15 protein-coding genes are annotated in these 13,788 nt (G+C 72.2%); 8 read left to right on the forward strand and 7 right to left on the reverse strand.

Features of this window, described 5'->3' with window-relative positions:
• Positions 1-58: 58 nt before the first annotated feature.
• Positions 59-907 (reverse strand): GGDEF domain-containing protein, encoded by an 849-nt coding sequence (locus EIY87_RS08825; protein WP_125307167.1) that lies wholly within the window; start codon positions 905-907, stop codon positions 59-61.
• A gap of 269 nt (positions 908-1,176) precedes the next feature.
• Here EIY87_RS08825 and EIY87_RS08830 point away from each other — a divergent pair, with 269 nt between their 5' ends.
• The 7 genes from EIY87_RS08830 to EIY87_RS08860 all read left to right on the forward strand — a co-directional run bounded on the left by EIY87_RS08830 (position 1,177) and on the right by EIY87_RS08860 (position 8,244).
• Positions 1,177-3,375, forward strand: coding sequence for a sigma-70 family RNA polymerase sigma factor (locus EIY87_RS08830; RefSeq protein WP_125307168.1), 2,199 nt, complete (start codon positions 1,177-1,179; stop codon positions 3,373-3,375).
• A 10-nt stretch (positions 3,376-3,385) separates the two neighbouring features.
• Positions 3,386-3,883 carry a GtrA family protein gene (locus tag EIY87_RS08835; RefSeq protein ID WP_125307169.1) on the forward strand — a complete coding sequence of 166 codons (498 nt, stop codon included), beginning with the start codon at positions 3,386-3,388 and terminating at the stop codon, positions 3,881-3,883.
• Positions 3,884-3,921: 38 nt separating this feature from the next.
• The gene (locus EIY87_RS08840; protein WP_169735049.1) at positions 3,922-4,446 is read left to right on the forward strand and encodes a GtrA family protein; all 525 of its coding nucleotides are present in this window, start codon (positions 3,922-3,924) and stop codon (positions 4,444-4,446) included.
• A 228-nt stretch (positions 4,447-4,674) separates the two neighbouring features.
• Positions 4,675-5,964, forward strand: a complete 1,290-nt coding sequence (locus tag EIY87_RS08845) for an MFS transporter (RefSeq protein ID WP_125307170.1) — start codon at positions 4,675-4,677, stop codon at positions 5,962-5,964.
• Between the two features lie 10 nt (positions 5,965-5,974).
• Positions 5,975-6,829, forward strand: a complete 855-nt coding sequence (locus EIY87_RS08850) for an NAD(P)H-binding protein (protein ID WP_125307171.1) — start codon at positions 5,975-5,977, stop codon at positions 6,827-6,829.
• Positions 6,830-6,847: 18 nt separating this feature from the next.
• Positions 6,848-7,492 (forward strand): response regulator, encoded by a 645-nt coding sequence (locus EIY87_RS08855; protein ID WP_125307172.1) that lies wholly within the window; start codon positions 6,848-6,850, stop codon positions 7,490-7,492.
• Between the two features lie 119 nt (positions 7,493-7,611).
• The gene (locus EIY87_RS08860; protein WP_125307488.1) at positions 7,612-8,244 is read left to right on the forward strand and encodes a response regulator transcription factor; all 633 of its coding nucleotides are present in this window, start codon (positions 7,612-7,614) and stop codon (positions 8,242-8,244) included.
• Here EIY87_RS08860 and EIY87_RS08865 read toward each other — a convergent pair.
• Both EIY87_RS08865 and EIY87_RS08870 read right to left on the reverse strand, forming a co-directional pair.
• Positions 8,241-9,524: an ATP-binding protein gene (locus EIY87_RS08865; protein ID WP_125307173.1), complete on the reverse strand. Its 1,284-nt coding sequence runs from the start codon at positions 9,522-9,524 to the stop codon at positions 8,241-8,243. The genes EIY87_RS08860 and EIY87_RS08865 overlap by 4 nt on opposite strands.
• Positions 9,525-9,527: 3 nt before the next feature.
• Positions 9,528-10,223, reverse strand: coding sequence for a response regulator transcription factor (locus EIY87_RS08870; RefSeq protein ID WP_086862134.1), 696 nt, complete (start codon positions 10,221-10,223; stop codon positions 9,528-9,530).
• Between the two features lie 42 nt (positions 10,224-10,265).
• Between EIY87_RS08870 and hisN the strand changes: the two genes are divergently transcribed.
• Positions 10,266-11,051, forward strand: coding sequence for a histidinol-phosphatase (gene hisN / locus EIY87_RS08875; protein ID WP_125307174.1), 786 nt, complete (start codon positions 10,266-10,268; stop codon positions 11,049-11,051).
• Here the strand turns inward: hisN and EIY87_RS08880 are convergent.
• From EIY87_RS08880 to EIY87_RS08895, 4 genes are read right to left on the reverse strand one after another with little or no spacing between them, the layout of a single operon-like run.
• Complete coding sequence (locus tag EIY87_RS08880) at positions 11,048-11,308, reverse strand: hypothetical protein (RefSeq protein WP_003105220.1); 261 nt, start codon at positions 11,306-11,308, stop codon at positions 11,048-11,050. The genes hisN and EIY87_RS08880 overlap by 4 nt on opposite strands.
• On the reverse strand, positions 11,308-12,213 hold the full coding sequence (locus EIY87_RS08885; RefSeq protein ID WP_125307175.1) for a TNT domain-containing protein: 906 nt from the start codon (positions 12,211-12,213) through the stop codon (positions 11,308-11,310). The genes EIY87_RS08880 and EIY87_RS08885 overlap by 1 nt, the downstream gene beginning before the upstream one ends.
• A gap of 37 nt (positions 12,214-12,250) precedes the next feature.
• Entirely contained in the window at positions 12,251-13,180 is a 930-nt protein-coding gene (locus EIY87_RS08890) for a hydroxymethylglutaryl-CoA lyase (RefSeq protein ID WP_125307176.1), read from the reverse strand.
• Positions 13,180-13,761 carry a PH domain-containing protein gene (locus EIY87_RS08895; RefSeq protein ID WP_125307177.1) on the reverse strand — a complete coding sequence of 194 codons (582 nt, stop codon included), beginning with the start codon at positions 13,759-13,761 and terminating at the stop codon, positions 13,180-13,182. Before EIY87_RS08895 ends, EIY87_RS08890 begins: the two co-directional genes overlap by 1 nt.
• Positions 13,762-13,788 lie beyond the last annotated feature (27 nt).

The raw sequence follows: 13,788 nt of genomic DNA on the forward strand, positions 1-13,788 counted from the left end.
CATGACCGGCCCGATCCGGGTCAGCGAGGTCCGGGCGGAAGCGGACTTTTCGGGCGTTCTACGCGCGCGCGAGCTGGGTGAGCAGGTCGCACGCGAGTTCGTGGGTGGTCGGCAGCCGCACCGCGGACACGCGGGGCTTGCCCGCCTCCGCCAGCTGCGCGTCCACCGACAGCCGCTCGTTCAGCGCCCGCCGCAGCGCGACGCCGTGCGAACCGACCCGGTCGTCCTTCGGGACCAGCGCGGCGACGACGGACGGCCCGAGCGAAGCGACGCTCTGCCCGCTGTCGAACACCGCCCGCAGCGCGTCCGCGACCAGGATCATCCCGGTCAGCCGGGGGAACCCGGCCACGGCGCTGAGGTCGAGCGAGACAACCAGGAGCACGTGCTCCTCGGCGGCGGGCCGCTCCCGCGCGGCGGCGGCCCGATAGACCTCGTAGAGCCGGGTGCGCAGGTACGCGGCCGAGGGCAGGCCGGTCAGCGGATCGGTGACCTCGGTGTGCACGAGCTGGTCGGTGGCGACGTCGGCCCAGGCCAGCGCGGTGGTCCGGAGCAGCCGCGCCGGGGTGGCGTCGACGTCCGGCAGGACGAAGCCGTCGCCGCCGTGGTCGAGGACGGCGTGCAGCGCGGCCAGGTCGGCGAGGGTTTCCGCGAGCCCCGCGCCGGCCGCCGCCCGTGCCCTGGCCAGCCCGGCGAGCGCGGTCTCCGCGGCTTCGGCCCGGCCCTTGGCCATCACGGCCGCGCAGACGGCGTCGACCTCGGGCAGCGCCCAGTCGCTGGGGAACCGCCAGCCCGCGGCCAGGCTGGCCGTGCGCCAGCGGGCGCGCAGCGCGCGCAGGGAGCGATCGCGCTCGGCCTGGGCCTGAGGTGGGACGTCACCGGGGCCGGAGCGCGTAGCCGGAACGTCCACTGGCCCCCCATCCCTTTCGTCCGGTGCGTGTCGATCTTGATCGGTGCTTCACGGTGAGGACGTGCCCCACCGGATCCCGTGACGCGTACTCGCGAGTTTTGTTAAGAAGCTTTTCCACGCCGTGACCCAGGAGTGGGTGATTTCGCTGCGCCGTCGGAGTCAACACCCCTACCACCGCGTGACGACTCAGGGTGGGTCAGTCACACTTGTCTCGCGTCCCGGATCCGCCTGTAATGGCAGGTCCTGGCTTTAACCGACCGAGGAGTGCCGTGTCCACCGTTCCCGCCGATCTCAGCGGAAAGAGTGACGCCGAGCTGATCGCGGAAGTCCGCTCGGGACAGATCGCCTCGTACGGGGCACTTTACGAACGGCACACCGGGGCGGCCCACAACCTGGCCCGCCAGCTGGCTCGCTCGAGCTCCGAGGCGGACGATCTCGTGTCCGAAGCGTTCGCCAAGGTGCTCGACACGCTGCGTGGCGGCAAGGGCCCGGACACCGCCTTCCGGGCGTACCTGCTGACCGCTCTTCGTCACACGGCGTACGACCGCACCCGCAAGGAACGCCGCGTCGACCTCAACGAGGACATGAGCGAGGTCGGCGGGGCCGCGGCCGAGGCGCTGACCGTCCCGTTCTCCGACACCGCCGTCGCCGGGCTCGAACGGACGATGGCCGCGAAGGCGTTCGCGCGGCTGCCCGAGCGCTGGCAGGCCGTGCTCTGGCACACCGAAATCGAGCAGCAGAGCCCGGCCGAGGTCGCGCCCCTGCTCGGGCTGACCGCGAACGGCGTTTCGGCACTCGCCTACCGCGCCCGCGAAGGTCTCCGGCAGGCGTACCTGCAGGTCCACCTGCAGGAGAACGCCGAGGAACGCTGCCGCGCCTGCGCCGACCGGCTGGGTGCCTGGACGCGCGACGGGCTGTCCAAGCGCGAACGCAGCCAGGTCGAGAACCACCTCGACGAGTGCGAGAACTGCCGGGCGCTGGCCGCCGAGCTCGCCGACGTCAACGGCGGGCTGCGCGCGATCATCGCCCCGATCGTCCTGGGCGGCGCGGCCCTCGGGTACCTCGCCACCATCGGCGCCGCGAAGGCGAGCGCGGCCACGGCGGCGACCGCCGGCGCGGCCGCCGCCGCGGGTGCGGCCGCCGGGGGCAAGGCAGGCGCGGCGGCCGGAGCCGCCGCGGCCGGGCCCCGCCAGTTCGCCGGGGTGGCCGCCTCGGGCGCCGCGGTCGTCGCGGCCGTCGTGATCGCGCTCACCGCGGGCGGCGGGGCTCAGGAGGTCCCGGTCGCGGCCGCCGTGCCGCCGCCGGCCGCCCAGCCCGCCCAGCCGCCCGCGCCGAAACCGCAGCCACCGGCTCCCCCGGCACCCCCGCAGCCCCCCGCACCGCCCCAGGCGCCCGCGGTCCAGCCCGCACCGGCGCCCGTCGTGCCCCCCGCACCGCCGGCACCCCCGGCCCCGCCCGCACCGGCCCCGCCATCGGTGTCCGCGACGACCCCGCCGGGCGGCGTCGAGCTGAGCCCCGGCTCCACCGCGAACCTGCCGATCACCGTCCGCAACGACGGCGGCAGCGTGTCCGAGCCGGTGTCCGCCACGCTGAACCTGCCCCCGGGCGTGCACGCGGTCGACGCGGCAGGCGGCGGCGCGCCGATGGCGTTCGCGCAGGGCAGCGCCCCGATCACGGTGAACTGCCCCGGCGGTGACGGCACGGTCACCTGCAAGACCGGCAGCGGCCTCGAGCCCGGCCAGAGCGCCACGCTGAACTTCCGGCTCAAGGCCGACGACGACGCCGAGGGCGGCACGGTCACCGGGTCGGTCACCGCGGGCGTGCAGGTCAACGTCAAGGTGAGCGTCAAGGTCACGGTGAAGCAGCCGCCGGATGCGGTGGTCCTGGAAGCGCAAGGCGACGGGCTGTCGGCGTTCCCGTGGACCCGCAACCCGCTGGTCTACGTGCGCGTCCGCAACACCGGCGAGACGACCAAGCCGGTCACGGTCACCTTCGACCACCCGCTCTGGCAGTGGTGGAGCCTGCGCGGCTTCCCCTGCACGTCCTCCGGCGCGGGCGCGACCTGCACCACGAGCAGCGCGCTGGCCCCCGGCCAGCACGTCAACCTGTGGGTGCGGCTGAAGGGCCGTCCCGACGACGGGCGCGTGACGATCACCGCGACGCTCGGCAAGGCGTCCGCACCGCCGGTGACCGTCGACTTCGGCTGCTGGCACCACTGGTGCGGCAAGGACCCGCTGCCGACGTCCACCCCGCCGTCGTCGTCGGCGACGACCACCCCGACGAAGCCGTCCAAGCCGGCGCCGTCGAAGCCCTCGTCGACCCCGCCGACGACGACCGAGACCGAGCCGACGAGCGAGCCCCCGGCGTCGACGACCACGTCCAGCGCGCCGCCGCGACCGGGCAAGAACCCGGGCCCGAAGCAGCCGACCGTCACCCCCGAGAAGGGCTTCGGCTGGCTCACGGGGTAGCGTCCGCGCGGTGCGCGAGCTGCTGAAAAGGCATCGCGAGCTCCTCCGCTTCGCCGTCGTCGGCGGGATCAGCTTCGTGATCACGATGTCCGTCGACTACGGCCTGAAGTTCACCGTGCTGCGGACCCACCCGGTGACGGCGCTGATCCTCGGCGTCCTGGTCGCGACGATCTTTTCCTACGTCGCCAACCGCGAATGGTCGTTCCGCACCCGCGGCGGCCGCGAGCGGGCGCACGAAGCGGCGTTGTTCTTCCTGTTCAGCGGCGTCGCGCTGGGCCTGAACGCGCTGCCGCAGTGGTTCTCGCGGTACGTGCTGGACCTGCAGGTCCCGCGGCTGTCGCCGGTCGGCGTCGAGGTGGCCGACTTCGTCAGCGGCATCGTCATCGGGACGCTGCTGGGGACGGCGTTCCGCTGGTGGGCGTTCAAGAAGTGGGTGTTCCCGGACGAGGACGCGCGGCTCGCCGTGGTCGCGGAGGATCCGGACATTCAGGACCGGAAAGCCGCCTGAACCACAGGTCATCGCGATGTGCTCCTAGACTGCGTGGTGTGACCGTTGTGGAAACCGTGCTCAAGCGCACGCCGGAACCACTGCGTTCGGTGCTGATCAAGCACCGGGAGCTGCTGAAGTTCGCGATCGTGGGCGGCACGACGTTCCTGGTCGACAACGGGGTCTGGTACGTCCTCAAGCTGACGGTGCTGGAGCCGAAACCGACCACGGCGAAGGCGATCGCGATCATCGTCGCGACGATCGTGTCGTACATCCTCAACCGCGAGTGGTCCTTCCGCACCCGCGGCGGCCGCGAACGCCACCACGAGGCGGCGCTGTTCTTCGTGATCAGCGGGATCGCGGTCGTGGTCAACCTGATCCCGCTGTACGTGTCGAGGTACGTGCTCCACCTGGAGATGCCGCACGTCACACGGCTGGTGCAGGAGGTCGCGGACTTCGCGAGCGGGTCGATCATCGGCATGCTGCTCGCGATGTTCTTCCGGTTCTGGGGCTTCAAGAAGTGGGTGTTCCCGGACGAGCTGGGCGAGCGGCGGCGGGACAGCGACGTCACCCGGATCCGCTGAAGTACTTGTCTTCTGACATGTAGTTGTCTACAGTCATCCTCGTCAGTGTTCCTTCGTGAGGACGCCGTCCGGGTTCGGCCGGGCGAGCGGGACGATTCGAGGTGGTTTCCGAGCGCGAAGAGGTCGCACCCGCACCGCGGGTGACGATGGACCCTTTTCCCGGCTCGACGGGACGCGTTTTCCCGCGCGTCCGCATCTCTCGTCCCTTCTGACGAACAAGGACTTCTCTTGCACACCATCGCGCCTCAGCGCGCCCGAAAAACGGCTCTCACGGGTCTGTTCCTGTCCGTTTTCCTCGCGATGCTCGACGCACAGGCCGTCGCCACCGCGCTGCCCCGGATTTCCGCCGAATTCGGCGGGACCGGCGCCTACGCCTGGGTCACCACCGCCTACCTGCTCGCCGGCAGCGTCACCGCTCCGCTCTACGGGAAGCTCGGTGACGTCCACGGCCGCAAACGCGTGCTCCTGGGCGCGCTCGCCCTCTTCGTGGCCGGTTCGCTCGCCTGCGGGCTGGCGTCGTCGGCCGCGTTGCTCATCGCCAGCCGGGTGCTGCAGGGCGCCGGGTCGGGTGGGCTCTTCGTTTCCGTAGGCGCTTCGCTCGGCGAGATGTTCTCGCCCCGCGAAGGCGCGAAGTACTTCGGGTGGTTCTCGATCTGCTTCGCCGTCGCTTCCCTGGCCGGGCCGGTCGCGGGCGGCTTCCTGACCGGGCTCGCCGGCTGGCGGTCGATCTTCCTCGTCAACCTGCCGCTCGGTCTCGTCGCCGCGGCTTGCCTCTCCACCCTCGAACTGCCGCGACGGCGGAAGGACGCGCCGTTCGACTTCACCGGCGTCGTCCTCCTCGGCGTGGCGATCACCGGGTTCACCCTGCTCACGCCGTGGTCGGTCGCACTCGGGGCCATCGCCGCCACCGCGTTCGTGGTGGCCGAACGCCGGGCCGAGGCGCCCGTGCTGCCGCTCAGGCTGTTCCGGGACCGCACGTTCACCGTGTCCGTGGTGCTCAGCGTGCTCGCCGGGTTCTCCTTCCTCGGCTCGGTCAACTACATCGCGGGCTACCTGCAGGCCGACGCCGGTCCCGCGGAAGGCGGCCTGCTGCTCGTGCCGATGACGCTCGCCGTCGCGCTGTCGTCCGTCGTCTCGAGCAAGATCATCGCCCGCACCGGTGCCTACCGGTGGGCGCCGCGGCTCAGCATGGCGCTCGGCCTGCTCGCGGTGCTCGGCTTGACCACGCTGCACGGCCTTCCGGTAGTCCTCGCCTGCCTGGTCGTCTTCGGTCTCGCCGCGGGCCTCAACCTCCAGGTGCTCGCGCTGGCCACGCAGAACACCGCGCCGGCCGGTGATCGCGGCGCGGTCGCCGCCGCGGTCAACCTCGCCCGCGCGCTCGGCTCGGCCCTCGGGCCGGTCGCGCTCGGCTTCGCCTACAACGCGGGCGCCCACGGCGTTTTCCTCGCCCTGCTGCCCGTGCTCGCGCTCGCCCTCGTCACGGCGTTCGCGCTCCCCCACGTCCCCCTCCACCGCTAGGAGAACCACGATGATCTTCGTCCTCGGCGCCACCGGCAAGGTCGGCCGCGCCCTCGTCCCCGCCCTCCTCGACGCCGGCGCCGCCGTCCGCGCCCTGACCCGCGACCCGGCGAAGGCCCGGATCGACCCGCGCGCCGAAGTCGTCCAGGGCGACCTGGACACCGCGGACCTGCCCGCGCTGCTCGACGGCTCGGACCGCGTGTTCGTGCTGACCCAGGGGCACAGCGCCGACCGGGAAGCGGCCGTCGCCCGGGCGGCCGCGCGCGCCGGCGCCACCCACCTCGTCAAGCTGTCCACCACCGGTGTCCACTTCGGACAGACGGACCCGATCACGCGCGCCCACGCCGAAGCCGAGCAAGCGATCCGCGAAGCCGGGCCCGCCTGGACGATCCTGCGGCCCGGCGCCTTCATGGACAACCGGTTCGCCTGGCGCGACTCGATCCGCGAGGAGAACGCCGTGTACGTCCCCGAAGGCGACCCGGCGTCCGCGCTGATCCACGTGCGGGACATCGCCGCGGTCGCGACCCTCGCCCTCACGACGGCGGACCACGAGGGCGCGACCTACGAACTCACCGGCGGTGAAGCCCTCACCACCGCGGAACAGGTCGCGATCCTTTCCGATGTTCTCGGTCGCCCGATCGAATTCGTGGCAGAACCGCAAAGCGCCGCCAGTGAGCGCATGATGCGCAAGTACGGCTGGCCCGCCGATGCCGTCGACGGTTTCTTCGCGCTGAAGCGGGAGTCCGCCGAGCGCGAACACGTCGTTTTCGGCACCGTGGAACGCGTGCTCGGCAGGCCCCCGCTGAACTTCGCGGAATGGGCACGTGAGAACGCGGCCGCGTTCGCCTACCATTACGGGGGGTGACGGCGGGGAGGTGACGGGATGGGTCTGCGCGTCCTGGTCGTGGACGACCACCCCCTGTTCCGCTTCGGCGTGGTGACCCTGCTGGGGAACGAACCCGGGATCGAGGTCGTCGGCGAAGCCGCCAGCGGCGCGAACGCGGTCGACGCCGCCGCCGCGCTGCGGCCGGACGTCGTCGTCATGGACCTGCACCTGCCCGACCTCTCCGGGATCCAGGCGGCCCGGCACATCGTGACGGCCAACCCGGGCACCGGCGTGCTGATGCTGACGATGGCCGACGAAAGCGAGTCGGTCTTCGCGGCGATGCGCGCCGGTGCCCGCGGCTACCTGCTCAAGGACGCCGAGCCGGACGAGATCATCCGCGCGGTGCAGGCGGTCGCCCGGCGCGAAGCCATCTTCGGGCCGGACATCGCCAACCGCGTGCTCGGCTTCTTCAACCAGCCCGCGCCGGCCAGCGAGCCGGTGTTCCCGGAACTGACCACGCGCGAACGCGAAGTGCTGGAGCTGATCGCGGCCGGGCACAGCAACAGCGTCATCGCGAACACGCTGTGCCTGAGCCCCAAGACCGTCCGCAACCACATCTCGAACGTCTTCGCCAAGCTGCACGTCACCGACCGCGCCGGCGCGATCGTCCGGGCCAGGGACGCGGGCCTCGGCCGGTCCTGACGGGCAGCCTCCCGGGCAACATCGGGACGCCGGTCCCATGCGCCCGGGACACCTCTGCGGGCACTGTGGTGACGTGGGGGATGAACCCCCTTCGCACCGTTCGAGGGGAATGGGTGACGATGTTCGAATCCGACCGGACTCCGGTGGTGGTCCGCGCCACCGATCCGATCCTGCACAACGGCGTCTGCGTGGCGCTGCGTTCGCGTGACGAAGTCCGCGTGGTCGACGGCGACCCGGCCGGCCCCGGCGTCGTCGCGCTGCTGGTCGCCGACCGGCTCGACGAGACGATGACCCAGCTGCTGTCCGCGTTGCACCACCAGGGCTTCACCCGCATCGTGCTGATCGCGGGCGAAGTCGACGACAACGAGATCCTCAACGCCGTCGAACACGGCGTCTGCGCGGTCGCCCGCCGCGCCGACGCCGGGCCGGAGGTGCTCGTCCGGCTGATCAAGGCGGCCGCGGCGGGCGAGGGCGCGCTTCCGCCGGACCTGCTCGGCAGGCTGCTCAACCGGGTTTCCCGCCTGCAGCGCCAGGTTCTCCAGCCGCGGGGGCTGCACATGGGCGGGATGAGCAACCGGGAGACGGAGGTGCTCCGGCTCGTCGCGGCGGGGTATTCGACGCAGGAGATCGCCGACCAGCTGTGCTACTCGCAGCGCACGGTGAAGAGCATCCTGCACGACGTGACCAACCGGTTCCAGCTGCGCAACCGGTCGCACGCCGTCGCCTACGCGTTGCGTGAAGGGCTGATCTAGCGCGGAACGCGTTCGGCGGGCCAGCGGACTTCCGGGACGTCGCTGGGCCGCGGCACCTTGAGGAAGAGGCTGAAGACGGCCGGGCGGCGGTTGGACAGCTCCAGCCGCCCGCCGTCGGCCTCGACCAGCGCCCGGGCCAGCGCCAGGCCGACGCCGGTGGAGCCGCCGCCGGAGAAACCGCGTTCGAAGATGTGCGGGGCGAGTTCGTCGGGGACGCCGGAGCCGGTGTCGCTCACCTCGATCACCACCGTGCCTTCGGCGTCGCCGCGGCGGGCGGCCAGCGTGACCGTGCCCGAGCCGTGGCGCAGCGCGTTGTCGAGCAGGACCCCGATGACTTCGCGCAGCCGGCCGGGCGTGGCGCGCGCCATCAGCCCGTCGGCCACGCGGGTCCGGAGGTTGCGGCCCTCCGCGCGAAGCAGTTCTCGCCACTCCTGCGCCATTTCGGGCAGCTGCGTGGGCAGGTCCACCGGTTCCGCGCCGACCTCACGCGCCGCGCGCGCCGCCGCCAGCAGCTCGTCCAGCGCCTCCGCGAGCCGGTCGGCCTGCTCCTGGGCGGCCTTCGACTCGTCGGCCACCTCTTCGTCCGGGTGCACGGTGAGCGGTTCCAGCCGCAGCTGCAACGCCGTCAGCCGGCTGCGCAGCTGGTGCGAGACGTCGCCGACGAGCTGCCGTTCGCGTTGCACGAGCTGGGCGAGCGCGGTGCCGGACGCGTCCAGCGCCTCGGCGACCATGTCGAGCTCGCCGACGCCGTAGCGGCTCGGGTCGGGCCGGAAGTCGCCGCCGCCGAGCCGGGCCGCGCGCTCGGCGACGTGCCGAAGCGGCTTCGCGAGCCGCCGCGCCGTCGCGATCGCCACCACCGCGCCGGTCCCGATCGACAGCAGCACCAGCAGGACGACGACGAGCGTCACCGTCGTCTGCCGCTCGTGCATCGGCCCGGCGGGGACGGCGATCTCCACCTTGCCGTCGCGCGCGAGGTCGGCCGTCTCGGTGACGGTGTCGCTGCCCGGGTCGCTGCCGTAGCGCTTCTCGATCTGCCCGCTGGCCCGCACGGTCAGCAGCCCGTTGGCCGGGACCGCGGCGCGCACCTGGTCGAGGTCGATCTCCTGGCCGTTGGCGATCTCGGTGTCGAGGATCGCCGCCGCCGCGCGGGCGTTCTCGGCGAGCGTCTCGCGGTAGCTCGACTCGATCTGCCAGCTCGCCACGATGCCCAGCGGGATGCCGAGGACCGCCGCGGTGACGGCGACCGCGAGCAGGATGGCCAGCAGGATGCGGCGGCGCACGGCTTATTCGGCGTTGAACCGGAAGCCGACGCCGCGGACGGTCGCGATCCGCCGTTCGCCGTCGTGGGCCTTGCTGGTGCGGCCCGCGGCTTCGTCGGCGGCGATGGCGAGCTTCCGCCGCAGCCAGGACATGTGCATGTCGAGGGTCTTGGACGTCTTCGACTCGAGGTCGTTCCAGACCTCGGCGAGGATCTCGTCGCGGCTGACGACCTGCCCGGCGCGGCTCATCAGCACGCGCAGCAGCTCGAACTCCTTGTTCGCCAGCTGCACCTCGTGCAGGTCGACGGTGACGAGCCGGGCGCCGACGTCCATCCGCACCCCGCCCGCTTCGAGCACTTCGGGCACCCGGCGGCGCAGCAGCGCGCGGATCCGGGCCAGCAGCTCGGCGAGCCGGAACGGCTTCGCGACGTAGTCGTCGGCCCCCGCGTCCAGGCCGACGACGAAGTCGACCTCGTCGGTGCGGGCGGTGAGCATCAGGACGGGCAGCTCGGTGCCGTTGGCGCGCAGTCTGCGGCACACCTCCAAGCCGTCCATCCCGGGCAGGCCGAGGTCCAGCACGAGCAGGTCGACGCGCTGGGCGGCGGTGGCGTCGAGGACCGAAGGGCCGTCGGTGACGACGTGGATCTCGTATCCCTCGCGTTCGAGGGCGCGGGAGAGCGGTTCGGCGATGGCCGGATCGTCTTCGGCAAGTAGGACCATGCTCACCTGCTCAACTCTACGGCGCGGGGACGTGAAACCATCGTGACCGTGCCTGGCTACGGAGATGATCTGGCCCTCGCCACCCGGCTGGCTGACGCCGCCGACGCGATCACGACGGCGCGGTTCCGCGCCCTGGACCTGGCGGTGTCACGCAAACCCGACCGCACCCCGGTGACCGACGCCGACACCGCGGTCGAGGACGCGATCCGCGCGCTGCTGGCGGCGGAACGCCCCGCCGACGCGGTGCTCGGCGAGGAGCGCGGCGGCTCCGCGGCGACCGGCCGCGCGTGGGTGCTCGACCCGATCGACGGGACCAAGAACTTCCTCCGCGGCGTACCCGTCTGGGCGACGCTGATCGCGCTCGTCGAGGACGGCGACCCGGTGGTCGGCCTGATCAGCGCGCCCCTGCTGGGCCGCCGCTGGTGGGCGGCCACCGGTTCCGGGGCGTTCTCGTCGGATTCCGCGGGGACCCGCCGGCTGTCGGCTTCCGGCGTTTCGTCCCTTTCGGACGCTTATCTGTCCACAACGGACTTGAACTCGTGGGTCGAGTACCACTCGCGCGAGAAGTACCTCGACCTGGTGAACGCGTGCTGGGAGTCCCGCGCGTTCGGCGACTTCTGGTCGCACATGCTGGTCGCGGAGGGCGCGCTGGACGTCGCCGCGGAATGCGTCGTGAACCCGTGGGACGTCGCCGCGGCGCAGGTGATCGTCACCGAGGCGGGCGGGCGGTTCAGCGACCTCGACGGCGTCGGGCGCTACGACAACGGCAGCGCACTGTCGACCAACGGCCTCCTGCACGACGAGGCCCTGCGCATCCTCAAGCGTTAGGAACCCGGGAGCAGGCCGACCGCGCCGCGCGCCACCTGGGCCCAGGCCAGCCGGCCGAAGAGGTAGTGGCACGCCACCTGTTCACTGGTGAACCGCGCCCAGTCGTAGCGGTTGCCCTGCTCCCGCCAGAACACCTCCCACGCCTCGTCCTCGCCCTGCATCAGGCACCAGGCGTTGTCGACCTCGGCGCCGAGCGAAACGACCTCCGGCGGTACGCCCAGCACGCCTAGCCAGCGCTGGATCGACTGGGTGTTCATCAATCGTCTTCCCCCTTGGCCTCGGCGAGGTAGCCGAGGGTCACGAGCTCGTCCGCGGCCAGCAGCGCACGGTACCGGGTACCCCCGCCGACCTGTCCGAACCAGTTCGCCGTCTCCGCCCGCCACATCGGCACCGCGCGCACGACGACGTACCGGCGGTACTCGGCGTCCAGCATCCCCGGCGGCAGCGAGCGTTCCGCGAACGGCGTGCCGTCGGCGAAGAACACGCGCCCGTACGCCGGTCCGAAGCGGTCGAGGACGGTGTTCATCGGGACCATCACCGGCTCGCCGTGGTCGACGCCGCCCTCCGGGTAGTCCTCGCCCGGCGGCCACGCGTATTCGGGCCCGAGTTCGCTGTGCCCGACGACGAACCGGCGGATCCACACCGCCTGCGTCGCGTGGGCGTACGGCACATACCCCTCGGTCAGGTGCCGCGGCACCGGCCGCGACGGCGCGGTCGGTGACCGGCGGAAGCCCGCCGTGACGTTGGTGAGCGCCTGGTCGTCGAAGATCAGCCGGGCGTCCGGGTGGTCGTTCGGGCCGAAGCCGTCCGGGTCGTCGGGCAGGGGCAGCTGCCGCGCCGGCCGGTCCATGGCGACCGGCAGGTGCCCGATCGGGAACATGTGCACCAGGAACAGCGCGACAACGCTTTCCCGCTCGGTGCGCGGCGAGCCCAGCGGCGGCAACGGCGCGGGCGCGATCGGCGCCGGCGAAACCGGGGGCGGCGGGGCCGCGGGCATCGGCGGGGCCGGCGGCAGCGGGAACGGCGGCAGCAGCGGCGACACGGCGTGCGGCCACGCGGCCGGGCTGCCCGAAGGCGGCGTCGGGGCGTCCTCGTCCCCGCCGGGCAGTCGCACCGGCCCCGTGTCGAGGTCGTCCTCGCCCGCCTCGGAAGGCTCCGTCACCCACATCCTCCGGCTCGGTCGTGCACCGTGGTCCGCGTCAGCTCAGCGCGTTGACCACGCGGGACGGGCTCGGGCGGCCGAGCTGTCCCGCCATCCAGGAACTGGCCGCCACCAGCACGTCGAGGTCGACCCCGGTTTCGACCCCGAGGCCGTCGAGCAGCCACACGAGGTCTTCGGTGGCCAGGTTCCCGGTCGCCGACTCGGCGTACGGGCAGCCGCCCAGCCCGCCCGCCGAAGAGTCCACAGTCGACACTCCACATCGGAGCGCCGCCAGCGTGTTCGCGAGAGCCTGACCGTAGGTGTCGTGGAAGTGCACGGCCAAAGTACCGACATCGCCGAACAGCCCGATGAGGTTTTCGACCTGACCGGCGGTCGCGACGCCGATCGTGTCGCCCAGCGACAGCTGCGAGCACCCCATGTCCAGCAGGCGGCGCCCGGCGTCGGCGACCTGCTTCGCCGGCACGACGCCCTCCCACGGGTCGCCGAAGCACATCGAGAGGTACCCGCGCACGTCCACGCCGGCTGCCCTGGCCCGCGTGACGACCGGCTCGAACATCGCGAACTGCTCGTCCAGCGAGGAGTTCAGGTTCTTGCGCGCGAACGTCTCCGTCGCGCTGGCGAAGATGGCGATGTGCTCGACACCGGCGTCCAGGGCCCGGTTGAGGCCCTTTTCGTTCGGCACCAGCACCGGGTACCGGACGCCTTCGCGGCGGTCGAGCCCGGCCAGCAGCTGCTCGGCGTCGGCGAGCTGCGGCACCCACTTGGGGTGCACGAAGCTGGTCGCCTCCAGCGTGGTCAGCCCGGCACCGGCGAGCCGGTCGAGGAACTCCAGCTTGACCTCGACCGGGACGATCGCCTTCTCGTTCTGCAGGCCGTCCCGCGGGCCGACTTCCCAGATCGTGACCCGCTCCGGCAGCTCGCCCGCCGCGGGCGACCGCTCCGGCAGGCCCAGTTCGCGCGTGCCCATCAGCGGCGTCGCTCGCCGCGCGGCGGGTGCCCGCCACCCTGGGGCGGCAGCGGCGTGGTCTGCTGCTGGGTGCCCGGGCGGTAGTCGTCGTACGGGTTGTCGTTGACCTCGCGGTAGATCACCGTGTGCACCTTCTCCACGTGCGGGATGTCCTCGAACCGCAGCGGCTCGTCCGACGCGGACTCGATGATCAGCGTGCCGCAGCCGAACACCCGGTCCAGCAGGCCGTGCTCGAACTGGACGCTGTTGATGCGGCCCATCGGGATGTCGATGCCGGTGCGCTTGAGCACGCCCTCGCGGGCGATGAGGCGGTCGGTCGTCACGATGAAGTGGGTGGTCCGCCAGCGCACCAGCGGGGCCAGGAACAGCCACACGATCAGCACGAGCGCGACGACCGCGATGGCGATCAGCCCGACGGTGTTCCACGGCGAGCCGGCGTCCTTCGCGAGGATCGCGAGCCAGATGCCCGCGCCCAGGGTGACCAGGAACGCGAGCGTCGGGAAGATCAGCATCTTGAAGTGCGGGTGACTGTGCACCACGACGTGCTCTTGCTCGCTGAGCAAATCGTCCGGATAAGCCACGGCGGACGCTCCCAAGGTCGGTGCGGC

It is taken from the genome of Amycolatopsis eburnea (genome assembly GCF_003937945.1).
GTDB classification, from domain to species: Bacteria; Actinomycetota; Actinomycetes; order Mycobacteriales; family Pseudonocardiaceae; genus Amycolatopsis; species Amycolatopsis eburnea.